Annotated in this window: 23 protein-coding genes; 10 read left to right on the top strand and 13 right to left on the bottom strand. The window is 65.2% G+C overall.

The features are described from left to right. Window positions 1-7: 7 nt before the first annotated feature. Window positions 8-571 (bottom strand): dihydrofolate reductase family protein, encoded by a 564-nt coding sequence (locus tag ABRP28_RS00545; RefSeq protein WP_350003894.1) that lies wholly within the window; start codon window positions 569-571, stop codon window positions 8-10. A 204-nt stretch (window positions 572-775) separates the two neighbouring features. On the opposite strand from ABRP28_RS00545, the gene ABRP28_RS00540 reads away from it, so the two are divergent. Next, window positions 776-1,894 carry a hypothetical protein gene (locus ABRP28_RS00540; protein ID WP_350003895.1) on the top strand — a complete coding sequence of 373 codons (1,119 nt, stop codon included), beginning with the start codon at window positions 776-778 and terminating at the stop codon, window positions 1,892-1,894. A 56-nt stretch (window positions 1,895-1,950) separates the two neighbouring features. Here the strand turns inward: ABRP28_RS00540 and ABRP28_RS00535 are convergent, their stop codons facing one another. From ABRP28_RS00535 to ABRP28_RS00505, 7 genes are all read right to left on the bottom strand, one after another. After that, entirely contained in the window at window positions 1,951-2,817 is an 867-nt protein-coding gene (locus tag ABRP28_RS00535) for an AraC family transcriptional regulator (protein ID WP_350003896.1), read from the bottom strand. Window positions 2,818-3,492: 675 nt separating this feature from the next. Continuing rightward, window positions 3,493-4,278, bottom strand: a complete 786-nt coding sequence (locus tag ABRP28_RS00530) for an alpha/beta hydrolase (RefSeq protein WP_350003897.1) — start codon at window positions 4,276-4,278, stop codon at window positions 3,493-3,495. Between the two features lie 31 nt (window positions 4,279-4,309). After that, entirely contained in the window at window positions 4,310-4,990 is a 681-nt protein-coding gene (locus tag ABRP28_RS00525) for a YesL family protein (RefSeq protein ID WP_350003898.1), read from the bottom strand. Between the two features lie 49 nt (window positions 4,991-5,039). Continuing rightward, window positions 5,040-6,674: an extracellular solute-binding protein gene (locus ABRP28_RS00520; protein ID WP_374152902.1), complete on the bottom strand. Its 1,635-nt coding sequence runs from the start codon at window positions 6,672-6,674 to the stop codon at window positions 5,040-5,042. A 7-nt stretch (window positions 6,675-6,681) separates the two neighbouring features. After that, window positions 6,682-7,581 (bottom strand): carbohydrate ABC transporter permease, encoded by a 900-nt coding sequence (locus ABRP28_RS00515; RefSeq protein WP_350003900.1) that lies wholly within the window; start codon window positions 7,579-7,581, stop codon window positions 6,682-6,684. 11 nt (window positions 7,582-7,592) lie between these two features. Further along, window positions 7,593-8,573: an ABC transporter permease subunit gene (locus ABRP28_RS00510; protein WP_350003901.1), complete on the bottom strand. Its 981-nt coding sequence runs from the start codon at window positions 8,571-8,573 to the stop codon at window positions 7,593-7,595. 11 nt (window positions 8,574-8,584) lie between these two features. Next, the gene (locus tag ABRP28_RS00505) at window positions 8,585-10,654 is read right to left on the bottom strand and encodes a beta-galactosidase (RefSeq protein ID WP_350003902.1); all 2,070 of its coding nucleotides are present in this window, start codon (window positions 10,652-10,654) and stop codon (window positions 8,585-8,587) included. Between the two features lie 445 nt (window positions 10,655-11,099). Here ABRP28_RS00505 and ABRP28_RS00500 point away from each other — a divergent pair, with 445 nt between their 5' ends. The 4 genes from ABRP28_RS00500 to ABRP28_RS00485 all read left to right on the top strand — a co-directional run bounded on the left by ABRP28_RS00500 (window position 11,100) and on the right by ABRP28_RS00485 (window position 14,999). After that, entirely contained in the window at window positions 11,100-11,477 is a 378-nt protein-coding gene (locus tag ABRP28_RS00500) for a MarR family transcriptional regulator (protein WP_350003975.1), read from the top strand. After that, the gene (locus ABRP28_RS00495; protein ID WP_350003903.1) at window positions 11,474-12,733 is read left to right on the top strand and encodes an MFS transporter; all 1,260 of its coding nucleotides are present in this window, start codon (window positions 11,474-11,476) and stop codon (window positions 12,731-12,733) included. Before ABRP28_RS00500 ends, ABRP28_RS00495 begins: the two co-directional genes overlap by 4 nt. Window positions 12,734-13,464: 731 nt before the next feature. Further along, a complete protein-coding gene (locus ABRP28_RS00490; protein ID WP_350003904.1) occupies window positions 13,465-14,139 on the top strand; it encodes a hypothetical protein in 675 nt (224 codons plus the stop codon). Next, the gene (locus ABRP28_RS00485; protein WP_350003905.1) at window positions 14,136-14,999 is read left to right on the top strand and encodes a hypothetical protein; all 864 of its coding nucleotides are present in this window, start codon (window positions 14,136-14,138) and stop codon (window positions 14,997-14,999) included. Before ABRP28_RS00490 ends, ABRP28_RS00485 begins: the two co-directional genes overlap by 4 nt. A gap of 20 nt (window positions 15,000-15,019) precedes the next feature. Here the strand turns inward: ABRP28_RS00485 and ABRP28_RS00480 are convergent, their stop codons facing one another. Continuing rightward, on the bottom strand, window positions 15,020-15,616 hold the full coding sequence (locus tag ABRP28_RS00480; protein ID WP_350003906.1) for a LysE/ArgO family amino acid transporter: 597 nt from the start codon (window positions 15,614-15,616) through the stop codon (window positions 15,020-15,022). Window positions 15,617-15,686: 70 nt separating this feature from the next. Here ABRP28_RS00480 and ABRP28_RS00475 point away from each other — a divergent pair, with 70 nt between their 5' ends. Further along, window positions 15,687-16,574: a LysR family transcriptional regulator ArgP gene (locus ABRP28_RS00475; RefSeq protein WP_350003907.1), complete on the top strand. Its 888-nt coding sequence runs from the start codon at window positions 15,687-15,689 to the stop codon at window positions 16,572-16,574. Here ABRP28_RS00475 and ABRP28_RS00470 read toward each other — a convergent pair. The 4 genes from ABRP28_RS00470 to ABRP28_RS00455 form a co-directional block, all read right to left on the bottom strand. Further along, window positions 16,571-18,073 carry a DUF222 domain-containing protein gene (locus ABRP28_RS00470; RefSeq protein WP_374152995.1) on the bottom strand — a complete coding sequence of 501 codons (1,503 nt, stop codon included), beginning with the start codon at window positions 18,071-18,073 and terminating at the stop codon, window positions 16,571-16,573. The two genes, ABRP28_RS00475 and ABRP28_RS00470, sit on opposite strands and share 4 nt — an antisense overlap. Before the next feature lie 110 nt (window positions 18,074-18,183). After that, the gene (locus ABRP28_RS00465; RefSeq protein WP_350003909.1) at window positions 18,184-19,113 is read right to left on the bottom strand and encodes a 2-hydroxyacid dehydrogenase; all 930 of its coding nucleotides are present in this window, start codon (window positions 19,111-19,113) and stop codon (window positions 18,184-18,186) included. Next, complete coding sequence (locus tag ABRP28_RS00460) at window positions 19,110-19,892, bottom strand: DeoR/GlpR family DNA-binding transcription regulator (RefSeq protein ID WP_350003910.1); 783 nt, start codon at window positions 19,890-19,892, stop codon at window positions 19,110-19,112. The genes ABRP28_RS00465 and ABRP28_RS00460 overlap by 4 nt, the downstream gene beginning before the upstream one ends. A 69-nt stretch (window positions 19,893-19,961) precedes the next feature. Further along, complete coding sequence (locus tag ABRP28_RS00455) at window positions 19,962-21,104, bottom strand: Gfo/Idh/MocA family oxidoreductase (protein ID WP_350003911.1); 1,143 nt, start codon at window positions 21,102-21,104, stop codon at window positions 19,962-19,964. A gap of 141 nt (window positions 21,105-21,245) precedes the next feature. On the opposite strand from ABRP28_RS00455, the gene ABRP28_RS00450 reads away from it, so the two are divergent. The 4 genes from ABRP28_RS00450 (at window position 21,246) to ABRP28_RS00435 (ending at window position 25,402) form a co-directional block, all read left to right on the top strand. Next, the gene (locus tag ABRP28_RS00450) at window positions 21,246-22,160 is read left to right on the top strand and encodes a PfkB family carbohydrate kinase (RefSeq protein WP_350003912.1); all 915 of its coding nucleotides are present in this window, start codon (window positions 21,246-21,248) and stop codon (window positions 22,158-22,160) included. A gap of 16 nt (window positions 22,161-22,176) precedes the next feature. Continuing rightward, a complete protein-coding gene (locus ABRP28_RS00445; protein ID WP_350003913.1) occupies window positions 22,177-23,061 on the top strand; it encodes an aldolase in 885 nt (294 codons plus the stop codon). Between the two features lie 95 nt (window positions 23,062-23,156). Then, entirely contained in the window at window positions 23,157-24,443 is a 1,287-nt protein-coding gene (locus tag ABRP28_RS00440) for an extracellular solute-binding protein (protein WP_350003914.1), read from the top strand. Further along, window positions 24,440-25,402 (top strand): carbohydrate ABC transporter permease, encoded by a 963-nt coding sequence (locus ABRP28_RS00435; RefSeq protein ID WP_374152901.1) that lies wholly within the window; start codon window positions 24,440-24,442, stop codon window positions 25,400-25,402. Before ABRP28_RS00440 ends, ABRP28_RS00435 begins: the two co-directional genes overlap by 4 nt. Window positions 25,403-25,405: the final 3 nt, after the last annotated feature.

Genomic DNA, 25,405 nt, shown 5'->3' with positions numbered 1-25,405 from the left:
AGGGCACTCAGCGCCTGGTCTCATACCGGGTCAGGACCGCACCGCCGGGAAACGTCCGGGTCTCCACCAGGCTCAGGTTCACCCAGTTGTCCAGGGCTGTGAAGAACGGCGTGCCGCCGCCCACCAGGACCGGATGGGTGACAAGTGCGTACTCGTCGATCAGCCCGGCCCGCATGGCCGCCGCGGCGAGTGTGGCACCGGCGATGTCCATGGAGCCGCCGTCGCCGGCCTTGAGGCGGGTGATCTCGGTGACCGCGTCGCACGTGAACAGGCGGGTGTTCCAGTCAACTGTGCTGGTCGTCGAGGAGAACACGACCTTCGGCATGTCCCGCCAGCGGCGGGCGTATTCGATCTGCGCCGGTGTGGCACCAGGCTGCTGGTCGGCGGTGGGCCAGTGGGAGCTCATCGCCTCCCACAGTTTGCGCCCGTATAGGGCCAGGCCTGTCGCCCCCACCCTGTCGGACCACCACTGGAACAGCTCGTCGCTCGGGACGCTCCAGTCGAGGTCGTCGCCGGGCGCGGCGATGTAGCCGTCGAGGCTCACGTTCATGCCGAAGGCCAGTTTGCGCATGGCGCCAGTTTCCCGTGAGCCGGTAGCCGTTGTACAGGCCAGCGGTTGACGGAGGTAAACTCGGCCTCATGCTTTCTACGCGCCGATTTACTTGCCCCCGACCGGTTTCCGGTCGCGAGGGCTTACTGGCGCGCGCCTAGGTCCTGGCGCCGGATCTGAGCCGGGGGCGGAAACCACCACTCATATCCAAACCCAAGGACCACCATGCCCAATTACCTCAGCCCCAATGAACTCCATGACGCCCTGAACATCCGGGACCTCTCGGATCCCCTCAGCGGTCCCCATGCAATGCAGGAGCTCCTGCAAAGCGTCACTGATGCGCTCCGCAATCGATGGGATGTGCCGGAACGGATTATCCGCAACAGCCCGCTGGTCAGCGTGGTCGACAACTACGACCACCTCGGATTCAAGGGATCAGACGTGACGCGGGATCAAAGATACTCCCGCTATATCAGCCCAACGGTCATGCTGCGCAGTCACACCTCAGCGTCTATCCCGTCGCTGCTCCGAGCCCTAAACCCCCGGGAATTCTCGGACGAGCTGTGGACCGTCCCGGGCCTTGTCTACCGACGCGATTCCATTGACCGCACGCATGTGGGAACGCCGCACCAGGTAGACCTGTGGCGCGTGAGCTCGCAGGCAAACCTCGACGTCGGTGACCTTCAAGACATGGTCGCGTCCCTGGTCCAGGCCGTGCTTCCCGGCGCCCAGTGGCGCGCAGTCCCTGCCGTCCACCCCTACACCGAGCATGGCCTGCAGATCGATGTCCTCATGGACGGGGAATGGCTCGAACTCGCCGAATGCGGCCTCATGGCCGCGCACCTGTTCTCACAAGCTGACCTGGATCCCACCAAGTGGTCCGGGCTAGCCCTTGGCATGGGCTTGGACCGCGCCCTGATGCTGCGTAAAGGCATCCCAGACATCAGGTTGCTCCGGTCTACGGACAAGCGCATCGAACAGCAGATGATTGATCTGGCACCGTGGCGGCCGGTCTCCCAGCTGCCACCAATCCGACGCGACATATCAATAGTCGTTCCCGCGGACATGGACGCGGAAGTACTGGGAGATCGAGTCCGAACGGCCCTGAACGGGCAGGCAGACGACCTGGAAAGCGTCGAACTGCTGGCCCTCACTCCCCGTACTGAACTTCCGGTGTCAGCGCAGGAACGGCTACAGATTCGTGACGGACAAGCCAACGCGCTGATACGGCTAGTTCTTCGCCCTTTGACCAGGACGATGACAGATTTACAGGCCAACCAGATCCGCGACGATGTCTACCTGGCTCTGCACGAAGGACCGGTAAAGGAGCTCATCGCCGGATAAAGATCCTTGGTCGGGGCGCCGCTGGCGTGACCTTGTCCCTTCCGCGGACTGGCCTGTCAGGCTCGTTCTACCGGGAGCCACAATTCGCAGCTCGCTGTGCTGAAGTCGGCACTGCGATCCAGGACTGCCACAATTGACGGGCCCGGGCGCAGCCGCCACGGATTCGAGGGGAACCAATCGGTGGCGGTGGATGCCCAGGTGGACTGCAGAACCTCCGGGTACGCCCCTTCGGCGCGGAATACCGCCCAAGTGCCTGCGGGGACCTCGATCGCGTCGAGGCCCCCGTGCACCGGCGTCCTTTCGGTGACGGCGACGCCATGGAGGTAGGTTAGCTCGCTCCCCTCCGTGTAGTCAGGGTCAACGTCGGCGCTCACCTGGAGCAGGCCCTCGGGTTCGGTGTTGCTCAGTTCCTTGAGCCGGGCGTGCTCTGCTGCCGGTAGCGAGGCGATGTGCGCTTGGATGTGCGGGTTTGGGCCGTGGTGAATAAGGGGCACGCGGACCGAGTGGCCGATGAGCCGGAATGCCGGCCGGTCTGTGATGCGAGTGTTCATTGCGGTTTTTCCTTCTACGGTCAGGCGGAACCTGAGCTGGGGTTGGGCACGAAGGGGCCCGCCGTCCCGGCGGACGTCGCTGGGTCCGACGCCGTGCACTGATCGGAATGCCCGGCTGAAAGCCTCGGTCGAGCCGTAGCCATACCGCACCGCGATTGCCAGCAGCTCGCCTCTTTCGAGAACGTCCGTCGCCGCCACCGTCATGCGGCGCCTGCGGACGTACTCAGAGAGCGGCATACCGGCCAGTGATGAGAACATTCGGCGGAGGTGGTACTCCGTCGTGCCGAGACTGACCGCCAGGTCCTCGATGTCGATCTCCTCGGTGAGGTGCTCTTCGATGAAATCCACGAGTTGGTTCAGCGCTGAGATCACGGTTCCTCCCTTCGACTACAAGCCTGCCCGTATGGTTCATTCCGCACCCTACTATTGCGGTTCGATTTGATCGCACTCACCTTGCGGAGCGCCCACATCCAGGTCCCCACAGGGTTATCTCGTCGCTTACAGGGTTTTCGCGGAGCGGGCCGGCACCCCGGCGGGGCCCTTCGCTTGCCTTAGGTATGGCGTGACAGCATGACCCTATGGGGGAATTCCAACGATTTCATGCAAGCTACGTGGGGCGGACAGGTGTACCTGTTGGGGTTTTCGTTGCGGTGGATCACCTTCGCCGGACCGGGAGACTTAGCGAAAAAGAGATAGTTCTATATGCCCTCACCGATCAATGGTTTCAGCAGAACCTTCCCAATCCCCCGTTTTACGTTGACGGAAACTCCATGGGTGCCGTCACTTGGTTCCGCGCAGCACCCAAGGACATGATGGACCGCCTGCAGCCGCTCCTGTCGATCTTAAATTCGAAGGGAGTCACGTGGGAGCGCTCAGTGTCGGCTGATCCCGGGCGAGTTATTTACGAAGATCATTGGCAAGTGGGCGTCATCCCTTTGCGGTACCCGGGCAAGATGGGTCCGAGTGACTGGTTTGAGGTTCGGAAGAGGATTCTCTCAAACCATCAGCCGTAGACATGACCTCACTTTGGACCGGAACGTTGGCTCTTCACACGGCAGAGGCTCTGGTCCGTACGAGCCAATCGTTCACCAGCGCCGCGGTAAGGTCCGGCCGTTCGAGATGAGCGTTATGGCCAGCGGCGTCGAGCACCGCATAGGTGCCCCGGACATAGTGGTTGCGCAGTTTCCACCCATCCTCGTAGCCAGTGACATGGTCCTGACGCCCGAAAAGGTGCAACGACGGCGCCTCAAAGGGAGCAGGGTGTGCCACCTCGGGTTCGACAGAGAGCCCATACTCCGCCGCCACCCGTTCGAGAATGGTTTGGTTCGCACCGCGAAGACCAGGAAGGACATACCGGGTGAATGCCTCGAGAGTGTCCTCACTCTGGACGACGGTCATCTCCTCGTAGTCCTCGCGCACCGGGCCAGCCAAAGCCAGGACGGACGGGTCCTCCCGGACAACATGCCGGCGGGGAAGTGTACGAGCCTGATGGGTCGGTTCGTACACGCCCGCAAGAGTAGCCAGGCCAAGAACCTGATCCCGAAGCACGTGGGCTACGTGCCGGGCGATCATGCCTCCGAAGGAGTTGCCGATCACTGCGAAGGGCCGGTCTCCAAGATACTCACGGATATCGTCCAGAGCCCCCTGCGCGACGTGATCTGCGCTGGAGACATTGGGGTCAGCATTCCCCTCGGCCCACGGTAGGTCGATATAGATCCGCTGCCATCCGGACTCATCGATGGCGTCCTCCAACTGCAGCATGATCCGATGATCAACGCCGAATCCGTGGATTACTAAGAGCGGAAGGCCTTCTCCTAAGACTTGAGCAATCACGAACCAGAGCCTACAGGCACAGTTGGATCCCTCAGCGTTTGGTGAACCGGTCCTCGATGAACCGCAGCAGCGGCCGGGAGTTGAGGCACACCAGGAACACCAGGGCCCCGGCGGCCACCAGCATCAGGTAGGTGGTGGTCATCAGCAGCAGGAATGCAGCCACAAACAGGATGCCGGCGGTGCCCAGCGCCACCCGCTTCTGCGCACCGAAGCTGTACAGCGACAACCGGTAGATGTCCCGCACCGGGAAGGTGAAGCGGGAGAGCAGCAGCAACGCGTTCAATGACGCCGTTACCACCAGTAGCCCCAGGACCAGCAACGCCACCCGGATGGCCGGTTCCGCGGCGGGCCCGGCCCCGGGGATGAGCGGCAGTCCGGCCAGGTTCAAGGTGATCACGGCCAGCACCAGCAGGTACGGCAGCCACACCATCAGGGCCTGCACGAAGTTCATCCGGTAGCCGCGCACAAAGTCACGGAACACCCCGGTGTCATGGCCGGTAAGCAGCCGGTTGAACGCGTACATGGCGGCCACCAGGGACGGGCCAACCGGAAGGCAGGCCAGCAGCACCAGGAGCCAGTTGCCCAGCAGCGGCGCTACCACCAGCGGCACGTTGGCAAGCACCAGCAGCGCGTGGCCCATCATCACGCCGGAGACGGTGCCGGCCGCCCTGAACAGGGGGCCGGCACCGTACTCCGCTTTCTTCTGAACCACGCACTGCCTCTCGGTTGCCGGCCAAAGCTGGCCGCCGCCGTCGTACTTGCTACTTCTTGTCCGCGTAAGCCGTGTACGCCTTGTTCGCCAACTCTACGTACTTGGACATGCCCTTGCTGTCCAGTTCCTTGAGGTAGGCGTCGAACTCGCCCAGGCTCCGCTGCCCCGTGATGAACTTCAGGGTGTTCTGCTTGACGTGGTCCTTCAGCGGGGTGAGCACCAGGGTGGCCTGCTCACGGTCCACGTCGCTGAACGGCACCGGCGGGGACACCGGCTTCGGCGTCTTGCTCTTCATGGCCTCCTGGAACGCAAGCTCCTCCTCATTGAAGGTGGAGTGCAGCAGGTCCGTGGTGCCGCCGTAGGCGAAGTTGCCGCCGGAGAAGCCGTATTCCACCCGCAGGTCCTTGGTGCCGGCCGGGTTGAGGCCCTGGAAGTTGATGTCCTTCGCCAGGACGCGCTTCCCGCCTTCCTTGGTGAAGGTGGTTCCCTCCACACCCCACTTCGCAAACTCCTGCCCGGCATCGCTGTAGAAGAGCCAGTCGATGTACTGCATGAGCGCCACGAACGTGTCCTTGTCCTTCACGGACGAGTTGAGCATGATGCCGTTCTCCAGCCGCGAGCCGCCGATGACGTCCCCCGCCGGGCCACCCGGGACGGTGATCTTGCGGACGGTGAAGTTGCCCTTGCCCAGCGACTGCTCCATGGACGTGCGGTACGTGATGATGTTCTGCGAGTTCGCGCTAATCACGAACGACTTGCCGGAAGTGAACTTCTGGATGGCGGAGTCGTCCGTCTGGGTGAAGCTTTCGGGGTCCATCAGGCCCTCGGAAACCAGGGAGTTGAAGTAGGTCACCAGTTCCTTGAACTTGGAAGTGCCGGCGGCGAACTCGAATTCCTTCTTCGATTCATCGAAGTTCAGCCCGTCCACCAGGCCCCAGCCCGCCACCGTGCCGAACGAGTTCCCGGCGATGTTCAGCACGCTGTTGCCGTTGAACCTGTCCGAGAACGGCACCACGTCCGGGTAGGCCTTCTTCAGTTTTCGCAGCACCTCGCGGAACTCGTCCCACGTTTTTGGATCCGAGATCCCCTCCTTCTCCAGGATGTCGGTGCGGAACGCCAGCGTGTAGTCCGGCCACAGCTCCTCGTGCAGGCCGGGCAGCACATAGTACTTGCCGTCCTCCTGCGTGAGCCCGGCGATCTCCGGCTCAAGCTTCCACTTCTTCACCTTGTCCTGGAAGTGCGGCATCAGGTCCACGTAGTCGCTGACCGGCAGGACCGCGCCGGAGGAGACGTAGGCGCTTTCCTGGCCCGGGTAGGTCTTGGCGATGATTTCCGGGGCGTTGCCCGAGCTGATCAGCAGGCTGCGCTTCTGCTCGTAGTCGCTGCTGGGAACGATGGTGGGTTCCAGCGTGACGTTGTTCGCGGTGGACATCTGGGTGAACAGCAGCCAGTCCTTCTTGAACGGGTACGTGGGCTGGTCGCTGAAGAGGAAGGTGAAGCTTACAGGCGCCGTCGCCTTGAACGTATCCCCCACCCCAAAGCTGTCCATGGCCCCGGTGCGGGCCTTGGCGGTATCCACCTTGGCATCTGAATCGGAATCACAGCCGGCTGCCACCAGGCCGAAGGCGGCGAGGGCGGAGAGGCCGAGGAACTCTCGTCTGCGGATCATGGGTTTTCCTTTCATAAGGGGGTTATTCCTTGACGGAACCGAGCATGACGCCCGAAAAGAAGTACTTCTGGACGAAGGGGTAGACGCACAGGATGGGGATGACGGTGAGGACGATAGTGACCGACTGGATGTTCGCCGCAATCTGGCCCACGTTTTCCGCGGTGCCTCCGGCCGAACCCGCTGTGGTCACTCCGGCGATCATGTTGCGCAGGTAGATGGTCACCGGGAACAGGTCCGGGTTGTCCAGGTAGAGGAAGGCCTGGAACCAGGAGTTCCAGTTGGCCACGGCGTAGAACAGCACCATGGTGGCCACGATGGCCTTGCTCAGGGGAAGGACCACCTTGAACAGCACGCCGTACTGGGTCAGGCCGTCAATGGCGGCGGCTTCCTCCAGCTCCCGGGGCATGTTCTCGAAGAACGACTTCATGATGAGCAGGTTGAAGACGCTGATGGCATTGGGCAGCACCACGGCCCACAGGGTGTCCCGCATGCCCAGCGAGCTGATCAGCACGTAGTTGGGAATGAGGCCGCCGTTGAAGAACATGGTGAACACGGCGATGCCGATGAACACGCTGCGGCCCTTCAGGTCCTTCTTGGCGATGGCGTAGGCGAAGCTAGTGGTCAGGACCATGGAGATGGCCGTTGCCACCACCGTGTACAGGACCGTGTTGCCGTAGTTGTTCCAGAAGGTGGAGTCGGCGAGGATCAGCTTGTACGTTTCGGTGTTGAACCCCATGGGGAACAGGTTGACCTGGCCCGCGTTGATGAAGCCTTCGCTGGAGAAGCTCTGGGCAATGATGTTCAGGAACGGGTAGAGGGTCAGGAACACCACCACCAGCAGGAAAACCAGGTTGAACATCCGGAACACCCGCATGCTGCGGGAGACCTTCATGTCCTTGAGCAGGACGCCGGTTTCTTTCATGGTTGGCCCTTTCACCACAGGCTCGTTCCGGCCAGCCGCTTGGAGATGGCGTTGGCGGAGAGGATCAGCGTGAGGCCGATGACGGATTCGAACATGCCGATGGCCGCGGCGTAGCTGAAGTTGCTGGACTCCAGGCCCACCCGGTACAGGTAGGTGGAGATGACATCGGACGTTGCGTAGTTGAGCGGGTTGTAGATCAGGAGGATCTTTTCGAAGCCCACGGCCATGAACGTGCCGATGTTCAGGATCAGGAGGGTGATGATGGTGGGCCTGATGGCCGGCAGCGTCACGTGCCAGGTCTGTTGCCAGCGGTTGGCACCGTCAATCCGGGCGGCCTCGTACAGCGATTCGTCCACGCGGGTCAGCGCGGCGAGGTAGAGGATGGCGCCCCAGCCCATGGTCTGCCACACCTCGGAGCTGATGTACATGGGCCGGAACCAGCCGGCGTCCTGGGTGAAGTTCACCGTGGTGCCGAACAAAGTGTTGGCGATCTGGTTGACCGTGCCGGTCATGGAGAAGTTCTGCAGGATCATGCCGGCGATGATCACCACGGACATGAAGTGCGGCAGGTACGCCACGGTCTGGACGAACTTCTTGAACTTCTGCGAGCGCAGCTCGTTCAGCATCAGCGCGAAGATGATGGGCATGGGGAAGCAGAACAGCAGCGTCAGCACGCCCAGGACGATGGTGTTCTGGAACGCCTGCCAGAAGCTGGGATCGTTGATGAACAGGGTGACGTATTTCAGTCCCACCCATTTCTCGCCGAAGATGCTGCCGCCGGGCTGGAACTGCCGGAAGGCGATCACGTTGCCGGCCATGGGCAGGTAGCGGAACACGGCGAAGTAGGCCAGCGGCAGCAGCACCAGGGTGTAGAGCCGCCAGTCCCGTTTCAGGGCCAGCCCCCAGCTGCCGGGTTTGTTGCGGCGGTTCCGGGTGGTGCCGGGCGGGTCCGGGGTGACCGCCTCGGGAGGTACTTCCAGTCGCAGGGCCATGGTGGGGCCTCCTATCGGGCGGTTTCTGCGGAAATGGATTCTGCGGGTTCTTCAATCACCAGGACGCCGTAGCCAGCGAGCTCTACGGTTCCCTGGACGGCGTTGCCGGTGAGGAGGTCGGTGCCGCCGGCCTTGATGTCCACGCGGGCCGGGGCGTCGTTGTGGTTCAGGACCAGAAGGTAGCTGCGTCCGTTGCCCGTACGACGGCGGACCTGCACTCCCAGCGGAGCGTCAAGTTCCGGACGGATCCCCGCAGCAGCGCGCTCGGACGCCAGCAGTTCCTCCAGGAAGGTGCTGTCCACCCGGGCGGACAGATAGACGGCCGTGCCCTCGCCGAAAGCGTTCCGGGTGACGGCGGGCGATCCCGCGAGCCGGCCGGAGGCGTAGCTCGCCAGGACGTCCGCTGTTTCGGTGTGCAGGTGCTCAGTCCAGTAACTGGCCGAGGCCGTGCCGCCGTCGGCCGTTGAAAGCTTTACTTCCTCACCCTCGCCGGCGAGGGGATGCATCTCCTCGCTCCAGGCGCCCAGCACGTTCCGGAGGGCGCCCGGGTAGCCGCCCAGGCGGATGGTGTTGTCCGGGTCCACAATGCCGGAGAGGTAGCTGGCCACCAGGCGGCCGCCGCCGGCAACGTAGTCCTCGATCCGCTGCGCGGCCTCGTCTGAAAGAAGGTACGACGCCGGCAGGACCAGCAGGCGGTACTGGCTGAGATCCGCCCTGGTGTCCACGAAGTCCACCGGAATGTTCGCCTCGAAGAAGGGCCGGTAGAGGCGGAGGACTTCCTGGGTGTAGCTCAGGTCAGAGCGCGGCGAGTTGCCTAGTTCCAGGGCCCACCAGCAGTCCCAGTCGAACACCATGGCCACCCTGGCGGCGGACCGTGTGCCGGTAATTCCGCCGAGCTCCTTCAGCTCACGGCCCAGCTCGCAGACTTCCCGGAAAACGCGTGTGTTGGGCCCGGCGTGGTTGACCATGCCGGAGTGGAAGCGCTCCGTGCCGCCCTTGGCCTGGCGCCACTGGAAGAAGAGGATGGAATCCGCGCCCTGGGCGATCGCCTGGTAGGAGCCCAGCCGCATCTTGCCGGGAAGTTTGGAGACGTTGACGGACCACTGGCTCACCGCTGCGGTGGCCTGTTCCATGACCAGCCACGGCTGGCCCTTCCGGAGCGAGCGCATCAGGTCGAAGTTGAGCGCGGCGGCCACGTGGGCGTCCTCCTCGCGCGGGTCCGGGTAGATGTCCAAGGCGGCGGCGTCCTCTTCCGCGGCCCAGGCCCAGTAGTCGTTGTTCTTGTAGAAGCGCATGAAGTTGGTGACGATGGGCAGGTCCGGGGTGTGCCGGCGCAGGATGTCCCGTTCGGCCTTGTAGTGCTCCAGCATGCTGTCCGACGTGAAGCGGTGGTAGTCCAGGCGCCGGGAGGGGTTGGACCAGGTGCGGGGCTGGGCGGGGGCGTTGACCTGGGCCCAGTCTGAGTAGACCTGGCCCCAGACGTCCGTGCTCCAGGCCTGGTTGAGTTCATCCAGGCTGCTGTATTTCTGCTGCAGCCATGCACGGAAGGCCCGGTCCGCGTGGGGGCCGTAGGAGACGGGGCCGTATTCATTGTTGACGTGCCACATGCACAGGGCGGGGTGCCTGGCGTACCGCTCCCCCATCTTCTCGGCCATGGCCAGGGACTTCTCCCGGTACGCGGGGTGGGAGACGTCGAAGTGCTGGCGGGACCCGAAGCCGAAGGTGGTGCCGTCCGCCAGGACCGGGAGGATGTCCGGGTGCCGGGCAACGAGCCAGGCCGGCGGAACCGCGTCAGGGGTGGCCAGGTCCACGCCGATGCCGTGGGTGTGCAGCAGGTCCATGATCTGGTCCAGCCAGCGGAAGTCATAGACGCCGTCCGCGGTTTCCAGCCGGCTCCAGGAAAAGACAGCCAGGGTAACCAGGTTGACCCCCGCTTCCTTCATGAGGCGGACGTCCTCCTGCCACACCTCGCGGGGCCACTGTTCCGGGTTGTAGTCCCCGCCGTACGCGATGCCGCCCAGCCTCTCGTGCAGGCGTTTAAGACGGATTTCGGGGGTGCTTACGTGAGGCTCGCTGGTCATCATTGTCCTTCGGTAGGCAAGAGGCCGCCGGCTCCCCACCGTTGCGACCTGCATCACACGAAGAAACTATCGTAAAGTTTCAGCAATAACAACAGTCTGATGCGAACCGAAAGTGCACTCCCACGCCACCGCAGGAACCGACCCCGCCCAACAACGCACCGCGAGGCCGCAAGTCGGCGGCCCCAATCATGCCTGCGGCACATTCGGTCCCACCCTTTCGGACCAAATGCAGAAACTATCGGACCTGCCTGCATCACTGTTACTCCCGGCACGTTTCCTTGCCGGACGGATGAATCAGGAGCATACTTATTAGCAGAACTAATTAGCAGTGCTAAGTATCTTCAGGAGGCGCAATTCCGGCGTGACCACCACCAACATCGAGAACCGCAAAACCACCGGAACGGCCACCCCGGACAGCCTGGCCATCGAACTCCGCACGGCCGTGATGCGCACCTCGCGGCGGCTCCGCGTCGAGGCCACCGGGGACGCCATCACCCCCGGCCAGTACACGGTGCTTGCCCTCCTCAACGGCAACGGTCCCAGCACCCTCCGCGCCCTCGCCGAAAGCGAGCACGTGCAGGCCCCTTCCATGACACGGATCGTCAACGCGCTGGCAGAGCAGGGGTTCGTATCCCGAACCGCAAACCCCGACGACGGGCGCCAGGTCCGCGTGGACATCACCGACGCCGGCCGGGCAGTCCTGGCCGAGGCCCGGAACCAGCGGACCGCCTGGCTGGCGCAGCGGGTGGCCGGACTGAGCGAAGAGGACAGGCTGGTCCTGGGCCGCGCGGCAGAGATCATGCAGGAAATGAGCGGCAAATGAGCGCCATGTTCCGGGCCCTGGAGAACCGGAACTACCGGATCTGGGCCAGCGGTGCGCTGGTGTCCAACATCGGCACCTGGATGCAGCGGATAGCCCAGGACTGGCTGGTGCTGACCGTCCTTACCAACTACTCCGGCGCTGCCGTCGGCATCACCACCGGCCTGCAGTTCCTCCCCATGCTGCTCCTTGGACCGTACGGCGGAGTGCTGGCGGACCGCTACCGCAAACGCCTGATCCTGCTGTGGACCCAGGTGGCCATGGGCCTGACCGGCCTGGCGCTGGGGCTGCTGGTGGTCACCGGTACCGCCGAACTGTGGCACGCCTACGTAGCGGCCCTGTGCCTTGGAATTGCCAGCGCCATGGACGCGCCCTCCCGGCAGGCTTTCGTCTCCGAACTCGTGGGCCAGGACAACATCTCCAACGCGGTGGCACTGAACTCCGCGTCCTTCAACACGGCCAGGCTTACCGGCCCGGCAATCGCAGGCGTACTGATCGCCTGGGTAGGGACTGGGCCGGTGTTCCTGCTCAACGCAGCCAGCTTTGGGGCCGTCATCATCTCCCTGTCCAGGATCCGGGCCTCGGAGCTCGCTCCCGCAGCGCCGGCCAGCAGGGGCAGGCACCAGGTGGCAGAGGGTGTCCGCTACGTGCACAACCGGCCGGACCTGATGCTGATCATGGTCCTGGTGGGCATCCTCGGCGCCTTCGGGATGAACTTCCCCATCATCAACGCGCTCATGGCCACCACCGAGTTCGGGGTGGGCGCCGGCGAATTCGGGCTGCTGGGATCCATCATGGCAGTGGGCACCCTGGCCGGGGCACTCCTTGCCGCACGCCGGGCCGGTCCCCGGCTGAGGTTCCTGTTGGGCGGGGCGCTCGGGCTTGGCGCGTTCACGCTCCTGGGCAGCGTGTCGCCGTCGTTCTGGCTGTATGCAGCAGTTTTGATCCCGGTAGGCCTGGCGTCCATCACCTTCCTGAACAGCTGCAATACCAGCATCCAGCTGTCCGTGGAGCCCCGGTTCCGCGGGCGGGTGCTGGCCCTGTACCTCGCCGTGCTGCAGGGCGGAACCGCCGTGGGCGCTCCCCTGATGGGCTGGATCGGCTCGGAGTTCGGCGCGCGCTGGTCGGTGGCGGCCGGTGGAATCGTCGTGCTGCTGGCGGCCGTGGCCGCCGTGATTGTGGTGAGCCGGCGGAGCAGCCTGAGCTTTCGGGACAACCTCCGCATGGTGTTCCGGCGGCGCCGCGAGCCGGCCGTCTAGCGCAGCGCATCCGCGCAACGGACGACGGCGGCGCCGGACTTCTCCGTGGACGCACCCAAGGAGGGGCTGCTTCGGCGGCCCACCCCGCCGTCGTACGTTCTTCGCACCGCCGGCAGTAACGCCCTAGTAACGCCGGCAGGGTTTAATTCCGTTGGACGCAATGACCTCTCCACGGTCGATGCTTTCCCTGGCCGGCCGGAAATAGAGGGCTGGAACCCAGGCAGTACAGATAGTGATGGTGCGAGATGCACATCTGCAGCCGCCGCCCGGCTGCCCTCATCTGGGCGGTCTCCCTGTCGCTGCTCCTGTCTGCCTGCATGCCGACCGGCGGTGGTGACCAGCCGGCTCCCGGCAGCACGTCGCAATCAAGCCGGGCCACCGAGTCCGGCGGTTCTGGCGGTTCCGCTGGCGGTTCCGGTGGTTCCGCTGGCGGTTCCACCGCCGGCGGGGAACGCAGCCAGTCTGAAGATCCGCAACAGGGCCAGCCACTGCCTGCGCCGGGCGTTGAACAAAGCCCTGCCCCTGGCCAACCGCCCGCTCCGCCGCCCGCCCAGCCACCCAGCCCGCCGGCCCCAAACCAGCCGCCTGCTCAACCACCCGCCCCGCCGCCCGGACCGCCCGCCCCGAACCAGCCACCTGCCCCGCCACCAGACCCACCTGCCCGAAATCAGCCGCCTGCCCCGCCGCCGGGTCCGCCTGCCCCGAACCTGCCGCCGGTACCGGAGACCGTGGTGCTCGACTGGCTGCCCATCGGCCCCGTGGGCAGGGGCGACCCCATTTGGTACAGGAACCTGAGGGGCCTGGACTGCGGGGTTCTCCCCGGTAACTCCGAACCCTTCAATACGGTGGAGGAAGCGGCGAAAGCGTTGTGCCTCGGTTTGACCGGAGACCAGGCTGCCTGGGATGCGGCGGCCGCCGGCCTTGACACCATGCCGCCGCCATTCGAGGGCGATTGCTGGTCCGCTACCGCCCTCGAGGTCCTCCGCCCCATAGCCGCCGTCCGGCAGCAAAAGCCCGGCGTTTCCGTGAAACTCGCCCCTCGTCCCGGAACCGCATGCCTGCCGGAGCTGACGGGTCTTGAGGACAGCGAAGGCAATTCGCCGCCCTTCCTGGTCTGCCCGGGGCAGGAAATTGTCCTGTCGGGAAACATCACCGGCCTGCCCACCGGGACCGTCCGCTCGGTTTACGTTGGCGCTACAACAGCCCCGGTCCTGCAGCGCCAGAGCTTCATCGACACTAACCATCCGCTTGAGTTTTACTTCCTGGCACCGCCCCTGGAAGCGGGGCAGCCAACCACGGCCGAGGTCAGCATTGCCGACGCCGACTGGCCGGTGAGCGGCTCTGCTTCCTTGGAATACGCACCGGACCAGGCCACATGCACCCCGGCGCCAGGCACCGCGCCATGACGGAGGCCGGTGGGGACGAGCGTTCCTCCTGGTCCCGCGCCCTGGGCGTCATTTCGGCCATCGGTCCGCCGGTCACGGTAGCCACGGCCCTGCTGTTCTATTTCGGCTGGGCCCGCGCGGAGGCGCAGGCGGCACAGATGGGCCTGAACGTCAGCCTGTTTGGGTACGCGGTGCAGGACTACATCCTGATCAGCATCAACGCACTGTTCCTGCCGCTCGTCTGCATCCTGGCCGCCAGCGTCGTCTGGCTGGCCCTGGACCGCTGGCTGCGCCGCCGCATCGAAGAGGACCGCGGCAGGGCCCTCATTGTCAGGGCCACCGGCATCGCCGCCCTGCTCAGCGGCGTTCTTGTGGGCGTCAGCCTGGTCCTGGCGGTTGGGGAACCCGCCCGGACAGCGCTGTTCACGCCGTACCTGATGGCTTTGGGTGTCCTGGTGGCCACGTGGTGCATGCGCCTGCGGCGGCTGGGCCGGGCCGGCGCATTGCCAGTCCTCAGCTCCGAGCAGCGGGCGGTGGAAACCACGCTGATCCTCAGCATCGTGACGCTGCTGCTCTTCTGGGGCACGGCCGACTACGCCCAGGCGGTGGGCCGGCGGCTGGCATTGAACTTCGAACAGGGCGTCCAGTACATGCCCCGGGCGGAGGTCTACTCGCCCACACCGCTCGGTATCGGCTCAGCCGCAGTCACGGAAGTCCAGGTGGGAACCGGGGACGCGGCGCTCTACCGGTACGACGGCCTCCGCCTGCTGGTGCTCAGCGGCGGGCGCTTCTTCTTCCTCCACGACGGCTGGACGCCCCGGGACGGAACGGTCATCGTCCTCCCGGACGACAACTCAGTCCGCATCGAATTCAGGAGGTAGCGCTACCCCGCCGGCTGATGTCAGCCCAGCACGAGTTTGATGGCCAGCGCCAGCATCACAACACCGATGGCCAGGTCCACAATCCGCCACGTCCGCGGGCTGCTGAGCACCCCGGAAAGCTTTCGGGCTCCATATCCCAAGGCGGAGAACCAGAGGGCGCTTCCCACCACGGCCCCGGCCGCGAAGACCCACCGCGCGTCCGGACCGTGCTGGTTGGCCAGGCCGCCCAGCAGCACCACGGTGTCCAGGTACACATGGGGATTCAGGTAGGTCAGCGCCAAGGTGGTGGCTATGACCGATCCCTTGGACCGAGGCGCGTCTGCCGTCAGGGTTGAGGGCTTGAGTGCGGACCTGAATGACCGCACCGCCCACCATGCCAGGTAGGCAGCGCCGCCCCACCTCAGCACGTCCAGTGCCAACGGGAACCTGGACACCAAAGCACCGATCCCCGCCGTGCCGCCGAGGATCAGCAACGCATCGCTGAGAATGCAGAGCGCCACCACCACACCCACGTGTTCACGGCGGATTCCCTGCCGCAGCACGAATGCGTTCTGGGCTCCGATGGCGATGATCAATGCCAGGCCTGTCATCAGTCCGGTACTCCAAATGCTCCACATGCGTAGACCGTAGCCCGCCGACATTGATGAAGACAAACGATATATTCTGCGCATCCATTAGAATTTCTTCATGAACTTTGAGCATCTCCGGGCCCTAGCAGCGATCGTGGACGAGGGGACTTTCGAGGCCGCGGCCGATCTCTTGGGGATCAGTCCCTCCGCCGTCAGTCAACGCATTAGGGCCTTGGAAAAATCGGTGGGGCAGGTGGTTATCCGCCGCAGCGTGCCGTGTACCCCCACCGAAGCCGGATCGGTCCTGCTGCGCATGTCCCGCCAGGTGCAGGTCCTTGAGGCCGAAACCTGGGAGTCACTGGGTAACGGCGCCTCTTCCCGGACCGTGACCCCCCTTGCCGTCAACGCTGACTCCCTGGCCACATGGTTTGTGGACGTGCTTCACGAGGCCGGCACGTGGGCCGAGACCACTCTGGACCTGCGTGTGGAGGACCAGGACCACAGCAGCCAACTCCTGCGCCGCGGAGACGTTCTCGGAGCGATCACCTCCGACCCCACGCCGGTCAACGGGTGCCGGGCGGAACGGCTTGGCCATATGCGCTACCTCCCGGTTTCCACCCCGGGGCTGCGCAAGCGCTTCAAAGCCGGCAGCGGGGTGGACTGGCAGCGCATGCCGATGCTCCAGTTCAATGCCAAGGACAACCTGCAGCAGCTGCAGCTCAAGGCCCGTGGTGTACAGCAGGTGCCACCAACACATTTCATCCCTTCCTCCGAGGGATTCCTTGCAGGTTTGAGGGCAGGCCTCGGATGGGGCATGATTCCCGAGTTGCAGCTGGGAACGGACCTCGCCGACGGCTCCCTGGTGGTGTTGAAGGAGCGTGAGCACCATGACGTGGCCCTTTACTGGCAGACCTGGACCCTGGACTCACCACGGCTTGATCGCGTCACCAAGGCCATTCGCAAGGCCAGCCGCCAAAAGCTGCGGGACGCACACCCGGGCGGTTAAGTTCGAACCAGCTTTGTGGCACGCACCAACCGACCAGCTACTGGGCTTCCGGGTGGTGGGGGTGCTGTTGAGTGGTAGGAGTGGCCGGTGGGGGTCCGGTACTCGATGGTGTGCCGTGGGCCCGGCCGGGGGCTGGTTTTCCAACCGTGGTTTTCCTTCGTGTGGTTGCAGGCCTCGCAGAGCCCGGCCGCGTTGCCCAGGCTCGTGGTCCCGTCGGCATGCCAGGCCACCACGTGGTCGTGATGCCTGATGGGTGCATCACAGTATGGCGTGCGGCAGTTGTCGTCGCGGGCCTGGATAAAACGGCGCAACCCTGCCGGGAACAACCGCGCCCGCGAATCCATGCCCACCAGGTCTCCCGCGCCGGGAGCCGTGTACAGCCGCCGCAGCCAGACCCTGAAATCATGCTCGTCGAGCCCGGGCTCATGATCACCGGGTGCGGGCGTCTTGCTCCCTGGGCCTTCTACGCCACCTGCCGCAGGCTCCCTGCCGGCAACTGATCCCGGATTCCTGGCTTTGCCGCCCTTGCCACCGCTGGAAACCAACTCACGGGCCCAGCCGCCCGGGACAATCCCGTAGCCGGGAAGGCGTGCCGGTTCAGAATCCCCCTGCAACAGAGTCCGGTCGGTCATGACCAACTGGATCTCCACACCGCTGACGCCGCCCGGGGTGCCCGTGGTCCGCTCCACCAGGGTGTCGGCCATGATCTGCCCCCGGGAACGGTCTTCACCGCCGGCCCGCAAAGTGTCGGCGTGCGCGCTCAGCGCAGCATAAGCCGCCACGCCCTCTGCGACGGGCAGCAGCGCTGTCAGACGCGCCATGGTGTCGGGTGCCGGACGCAGGCTCACACACCGCTCCCCGGCAGCATGGGACGCCCGCTGCGTCACCGAACGGGGATCCCGCCGATACGCCGCCGCCCGCGCTGCAGCCACCACCGCCCGGTCCCCGGCCCCGGTAAAAGTACCCATGTCAGCGGCGAGCTCCTCATCAACGGCGCACCGGTCCGCGGCGCTCAGGCACGCCGTTTCCCTGACCACCAGGGTGGCCCGCCACTCATTCAGCCGGCCGGCATCCAGCGCAGCCAGGGTACGGGGCATCTCCGCCACCAGCGCTTTGGCCAGCCCGAGCAGCCGCCCGCCCCGGGACGGCGACTCACCCCGGGCCAGCGCAACCTGCGCCGCCACGCCCTGCCCCTGCTCCGCAACCGGTATCCCGGCCTCGGCCTGCTCAGCGCGCTGGGCAAGATCGAACGCCACAGCAACCCTTGCCTGCGCAGCCCCAATGGCCGCCTTCAGCTCCTCCAGGCCCCGCAACTGGTCAATCAGCCCGGCGCCGTCAGAGGACACCCGCAGACCCCGAACCCCTGCGATCAGACCCTCAACCGTGGGATCGGACGGCGTTTGGGCCCCAATTGCGGCACTCGGGACCGCGGCGGACGAAACACCGGCACCCGGAACAACGCCGGCGAAATCAACGCAGACGCGCGGCGCCGCCTTCATAACCGGGTTCCCCGCACCTGCCTCCATAACCCCAGTCTGCCAGCGACCCCTGACAATGAGAGCCCGCGGAAACCGCTATGTGGATAACGCCCAGATACGGGCGAATGACCCTATCCGGCAGCGCCGCCCAACACCACGTTCACCGGTTCTTTGCCGTCCAGCATCAATCCAATCTGCTGCTGGACCAGCCGGACCATGCGGGGGAACATCGCCGAACTGGCCCCGCCCACGTGCGGGGTGATCAGCACTCCCGGCGTGGTCCACAGAGGATGGTCCGCCGGCAGCGGCTCCGGATCCGTGACATCCAAGGCGGCACGCAGACGGCCCGTGGACGTCTCGGCCAGCAGCGCATCCGTGTCCGCCACCGCCCCGCGGGCCACGTTGACCAGCAGCGCCCCGTCCGGCATTGAGGCCAGGAACTTCGCGTCCACCAGCTGCCGGGTCTGCTCACTGAGGGGAACGCTGACCACCGCAATGTCGTGCAGCGGCAGTTGCTCATACAACGAGTCGATCCCGAAGATCTTGCCGCTGGCATCCTCGCGTTCACGGCTGGCCATCCGGGTCACCTGCGTTTCGAAGGGCAAAAGCCGGGCCTCGATGGCCTTGCCCACTCCCCCGTAACCCACCAGCAGCACGCGCCTGTCCGCAAGGCTTGGCCGCTGGCTGTTGCCCCACGTGCCGCTGGCCTGGTTGCGCACGAAGTCGTCCATGCCGCGCTGGCTGGCGATCATCATGCCCAGGGCGAGTTCCGCCGTCGACGTTTCATGAACCCCTGCCGCGTTGGCGAAAACGCAACCCGGGGGCAGCACGTCCGCCACGCCGTCGTACCCTATCGACTGGCTCTGGATGAGGCCGATCTCCACGGACTCCAGCGCGGCCAGCACCTCCGGCCCGCGCATGTACGGCGGCACCACAATGTCCAGCCGTTCCGCGGGGGCGGGCCCGGAAAAGTCCCACACATTAAATTCGACGCCGGAAGCAGGCGCGAGCGCGTCCAGCAGTTTCTGGTCGGGCACGGAAACCTGCAGCGACGCCCTCACGCGGCCACCACAAGCTTGACGTCCGCGGCGCGCAACGCCGTCTCGATTTCCCGCGGCGGGGGCGCATCCGTCACCAGCACGTCGGCCGCATCGAAGGCAGCCAGCCTGGCCAGCGCATACCGCAGCATTTTCTGGTGTGTTGCCACCACTACCACTTGTTCCGCAGAGTTCATGAGGGCGATCTTAGTGGCGCGCTCCACGTCCCGCTCAATGTAAAACGCCTCGTCATGGATTCCGCTCACGCCAATGAAGGCCGTCTTGGCGCGGAGGCCGGCCGCGGCGCTGACAGTCATGGGACCGTTGAATGCCTGGCTGTCCAGGAGCAGTTCGCCGCCCAGGCAGATGGTGCGGGCAGCGGTCAACTGCAGGCAGCGCTGGATGGCCGGTGCGGAGTGCGTGATGATGGTGCCCGTGAAGGAGCTGGGCAGCTCCTGGGCGATCTGGTACGTGGTGGTGCCGGCGTCCAGGATGATGGCGTCGCGTTCCCCGATCATGGAGACGCAGGCACGGGCCACCCGGAGCTTCGCGTCGGAATCCTCCCGCACGCGGGCGGCAAAGTCCGCGTTCTGGCCCTGACCATGGATGGCGCTGACCCCGCCGTGGACCACCCTGACCAGGCCCAGTTTGGACAGTACCCGGGTGTCCCGGCGCACGGTCATGTCCGATACCGCAAAGGTTTCGGCCAGGTCCGTGGTGGAAATAAACCCGCGCCGGCCAAGTTCCTCCACGATGGTGCGCTGGCGGGGCGTCAGCGGCGCCTCTTCACGTGCGGTGCTCATATCCCCTTCTTCCTGCCCCACCCGCGGGCCCCCAGCCCGCGGAGTGTTGCTTTTCCAACACCAACTTACCTAGTGACGTACCCCGGCACCGGCATTCGTAAGCTCAACGGGGCGTCCTTCCACGATCGAGCGCTCGGCCGCGAGCCCCATCCGGACCGACTGCAGGCCATCTGCTACCGTCACCTCAACGGGGCCTTCGCCCAGGATCGCCTTCCGGTAGCCAAGGTGCTCGTAGTAGGTGGAGCCGTGGTGGGCACCGGCGGCAAGCACTGCTTCATCCACCGGAACCTCATGCTTTTCCGGTCCGAGCGGCGAGCGCGGGCTGAACTCTACCGTGGCTTCCGCTTCGTCACCTTCGATCCAGTGGTTGGCCGCCACGGGGATGAGCGTCTCGATCTTCGCGGCATCCCCCACAATGGAGATCCGCTCCTGGAACTTGGAGCCCTCGGCGAACATGGACAGCTCCAGCATCGCGCGGCGGCCGCCCTTGAAGTCCACGATCACGTAGGCGTTGTCGATCATGTCCGACACCCGGCCGTCGTACACCTCATCCATGTGGTTCACGTCGTGGCCGCCGCTGGCGTACACGCGGACGGGCTCATCCTGCAGGATCAGCCTCATCAGGTCGAAGAAGTGGCAGCACTTCTCCACCAGGGTTCCGCCGGTCCGCTCCGCGAAGCGGTTCCAGGCATCCACCTTGTGCAGGAACGGGAAACGGTGCTCCACGATGGACAGCATGTAGATGTTGCCGAGCTTGCCGTTGTGTGCGGCCTGGATGACTTCCTGGACCGGCGGCATGTAGCGGTATTCCATGGCAACCCATACAGGCGCCGGGTAGTCCGCGGCGAGCGCTTCCAGTTCATCTGCCTGCGCGGCGGTGGTGCACACCGGCTTTTCCACGAGCACGGGCAGGTTGGTTCCGCTGGCGAAGATGTCCTTGAGGATGGCCAGGTGGGTGTCGTTGGGGCTGGCGATCACCAGTGCGTCCACCAGGCCGGAAGCGAGCAGTTCCTGGTGCGAGGGGAAGGCCTGCACCTCGTAGCCGATCTCGGCAACGGTCTCCTCCAAGGATGACTGCTGGGGGTCAGATACGGCGGTGATCCGGCTTCCGGGAATCAGGGCCAGGTTCCGGACATGTTCGCGGGCCATGTGGCCGGCGCCGATGAGGCCGTATCGGATGGTCCGGACCGTTTCCGCAGAAGGCAATGACATGTGCTGCTCCGTTTCTCTACGTTGAGTTTTGGGGGGACCGTGGCGTTGCATCCCAAACAGAACTATACAGAAAGTGTTGTTATTCCAACATAGCGTGTGTATATTTCTTCAGTACCAGCCGGAACTACAACGAGGTGGAACGTGTCCCAACCGTCAACTGGAACCCTGCTCTTCGTGGGCTGCGCCACGCTTGACTCCATCGCTTTGGTGGAGGATTACCCCGCCGCGGACAGCCGCACCGTCGCTTCGGACTTCGCGACGGCGGGTGGCGGCCCGGCCGCCACCGCAGCCGTGGCGGCCGCCCGTGCCGGAGCAAACACAGCCTTCGCAGGTGTCCTCGGCACCGACGAGGAAGGCGACCGCATCATCGCCGGCCTGCAGGCCGAAGGCGTGGACACCTCGGCCGTGATCCGCGATCCCAACGTCAAAACGGGTGCCAGCGTGATCGTGGTCAGCAAGGCGTCCGAAAGCCGGGCGATTGTCACCCGGCCCGTGCCGCCGGTCAGTTTTCCGGCCGGCAGCCGGTTCCATGAACTGGTGGAATCGGCAGCCTGGGTCCACGTGGACCACCTGGGCTGGAACGCCGTGGCGTCCCTTCCGGCCTTCAGCGCCGGCAGCCTGAACGTCAGCGTGGATGCCGGCAACCCCATCGCGTCCTTCAGCCCGCGGGGCGTGGCCCTCTACGTTCCAACCATCGAACGGCTCCACGCAGAGTACGGCGGGCACCACTCACCGGAGGCGCTCCTGGGCAAAGCGGTCGACGACGGCGCCTCCGCCGTCGTCGCCACCGCCGGCTCTGACGGGGCCTGGGTCAGGGACGGCAACGCGGACCCGCTCCATGTGCCCGCAACCCCCGCCACGATCGTCTCCACGCTGGGCGCCGGCGACGTCTACCACGGCGCCCTGCTCGCCGCCGTCGCGGCCGGCCTTTCCCTGGCTGACGCGGCAGCCTTCGCCGGCCGCACCGCCTCCGCATCCTGCGAAGGGCTGGACGGCCGCTCCGCCATCCCGCACCAGGCCATTACACCTGTCCTTACTTCCAACCACACCGCCTAGCTGAAAGAAGCAGCCCATGAGCCCCACAGACCTCTCACCCCTCCAGCGCCCGTCAGGCGCCTTCGCAATGCTCGCCGTCGACCAGCGCGAAGCCATGCGCAACATGTTCGCCGAACACACCGACCAGCCCGTCACGGACCAGGACCTGCAGGACTTCAAGCTTCAGGCCGCCAAAATCCTCACCCCCTATGCGTCCGGCGTCCTCATCGACCGGCAGTTCGCCCTGGACCAGGCCATCGCGGACAACGTGGTGGATCCCAGCTGCGGGCTGATCGCCTCGGCAGACCACTTCGAGTCCGCGCACGGCGAGCTGGTGGGTGAGGTAACCATCGACCGCCTGGTGGACCCGCACAAATACAAGGCCCTGGGCGTCAAGGCCCTCAAGCTCCTGGTGCTGTACCGCCCGGATGAGCCCGCCGAAGGCAGGGTGGAAATGGTCCGCGAATTCGTGGACAGCTGCCGGTCCGCGGGGCTCATCAGCATCATCGAGCCCGTCTCCCGCAAGCCCTTGGCCGGCGGGGACTTCGACTGGAACGCCGGCATCCTCACCGCCGCCAGGGAACTCGGCAGCCTGGGCGCGGACCTGTACAAGGCGGAGGTCCCGTACAAAGGCCAGGCCCCCGAAGCCGAGGTCCGCGCCGCGTGCGCCGAACTCACCAGCGCGATCGACGGACCTTGGGTGGTGCTCTCCTCCGGCGTCCCCGAAGACGTCTTCCCGGATGCAGTCCGGTGGGCCTGCCTGGAAGGTGCCAGCGGCTTCCTCTCCGGACGCGCCGTCTGGGCGTCCTGCATCGGTGCGCCCGACGTCGTCGAATCCCTGTCCACGGACGCCGTCCGGCGGCTGCAGCGCCTCTGCGCCGTGGTGGACGACGTTGTCACCGCGCAAAGGACCAACGCGTAACCACTCCGGGAGGGCCACAGCGTCAGGGCCGTGGCAAGCCGCTTTCCGCAGTCAAGCAAGCAAGGCACAGCAAAACACTCAACGAGGAGATTATTGTGAGTCAGATTTCACGCAGGCAGGCCATCGCACTCCTGGGGGCTATGGGCTTCGGCGCCACCGCGGCAGCATGCGCCGGTCCCGGTGGTTCCACGGCGCCCGGCGGTGCCACCGGCCCCGCCGCCCCCGCCACGGGGGATATCACGGGCAAGGTGTCCTTTGCGCACTGGCGCGGGGAGGACAAGGTGGTGTTCGACGAGCTGGTCAAGCGGTTTGCTGCACTGCACGACGGCGTTGAAGTGGCCCAGGACATCTCGACGTCCAACGACTACAACGCCCAGGCCCTGCAGAAGCTGCGCGGCGGCTCCATTGGCGACGCGTTTGCCACCTTCCGCGGGTCCCAGTTCAAGAACTTCACCGAGGCCGGGATCTACACCGAGCTCAAGGACAGCAAGGCCGTCTCGAACTACCAGGAAGGGCTGCTCTCCGCCGGAAAGTCCGGCGAGAGCCAGCTGGGACTGCCGTACCAGGTGGTGTTCCCCATGCCGATGGCCAACGTGGACCTGTTCGACAAGGCCGGCGCTGACCTCGCCCCCAAGGACTGGGACAGCTTCCTTGCCATGTGCGAGAAGCTGGCGTCCTCCGGCGTCATCCCCATTTCGTGGCCGGGCGGCGATGTTGGAAACGGCGGCCAGCTCTTCAACTGCATGATCGCCAACAACGGCCCTGTGGACGACATGTGCGCCCAAATAGAACAGGGCAAGCTCAAGGTCACGGATGACTGGTTCATCAAGATGCTGAACCAGTACAAGGACCTGGTCCCGTACCTGCAGCCCAACGCCACCGGCACCGCCGTGGAGCCGGCCCAGAACCTGTTCTCCCAGGGCCAGGCAGCCATGCTCGCCACGGGCTCGTACCACATTGCCGCCGTCCGCGGCTTGGGCGCCCAGTTCCCCATCGAGCTGGTGTTCCCCAACACCTCGGACGGCAACGCCAAGTATGAGGGCGTCTACAACGCAACCTTCATCCTGGGCGTCAACTCGGCCAGCAAGAACCAGGCCGCAGCGGCTGCCTGGATCGATTTCCTTTCCGAGCCGGAGAACGCCGCCTACTACGCCAACCAGACGGCGCAGCACGTGTCCGTGAAGGACGTGGACTACACCAACCCGGACCTGAAGCGTCTGAGTCCCTGGCTGGACAAGAACACAGCACTGGCCGCGCGGTTCCAGTTCCAGAACCTGGATGTCCGCAACGCCGTGGAAGCCAGCGCCACCGCCGTCATCTCGGGCACCAGCCCCGAGCAGGCAGCAGAGGCCGCCCAAAAGATTGTTGACGAACGGATATGAGCACCCACACCGGGCTGCCTGCGAAGCGGAAGGCACCAGGCAGCCCTCCAGACGTGAATGCCAACAAGGGGCGCCGCCGCTCCCCCACCCGGGTAAATCCGGCGCTCTACCTCTTCCCGCTTCCCGCCGTCGCGGTGATCGCCTTCTTCCTGGTGATGCCCACGCTGCAGGCCTTCCAGTACGCCATCACGGACTGGAACGGCTTCTCAGCCGCGTTCAACTACGTGGGGCTGGACAACTTCATGCGGGCCTTCACTAACGACTCGCTGTTCACGAACGCCCTCATGAACAACCTCAAGTTCGTGCTGCTGGTGGTGATCGCGCAGACGTTCTTCTCGCTGATCCTGGCGCTGCTGTTGACGAAGAATTCGCGCGGGAGCGTCTTGCTCCGCGCGCTGTTCTTCTTCCCCACCATCCTGTCCTCGGTGTCAGTGGCGTTCATCTGGAAGTTCATCTACGATCCCAACTTCGGCCTGGCCAATGCGGTGCTGGGCGGCGTGGGGCTGGAAGCACTCCAAAGCTCCTACCTTGGAAATGACGCCCAGGCGCTGTACTGGGTGGCCGTGACGCAGGTGTGGTTCCACGCCGGGCAGATGATGGTGGTCTACATCGCCGGCCTGCAGGCCATCCCCCGTGAACTCTACGAGGCAGCTGAAATGGACGGCGCCAACAAGTGGCAGCAGTTCAAGTCCATCACCTGGCCCTTCGTGGCCCCGGCAACATCCATCGTGGTGGCCTACACCACCGTGCAGTCGTTCAAGGCCTTCGACCTGATCCTGGGCATCGCGGGCAATCCGCCCAAGCAGTCCCTGGACATCCTCTCCACCCGTATCTACAGCACCTTCGCCAACTCGGAGTTCGGCTACGCCGCCGCCCAGTCGATCATCTTCATGGCCATGATCGCCCTGGTCACCTGGCTCCAGCGCCGGCTGCTCCGCCTCACCCCGAAGGGGGAATGACAG

The organism is Pseudarthrobacter sp. WHRI 8279 (assembly GCF_040224115.2).
Lineage (GTDB): Bacteria > Actinomycetota > Actinomycetes > Actinomycetales > Micrococcaceae > Arthrobacter.
The sequence above is the reverse complement of the archived record's forward strand: the minus strand, read 5'-3'. Positions and strand labels throughout refer to the sequence as shown.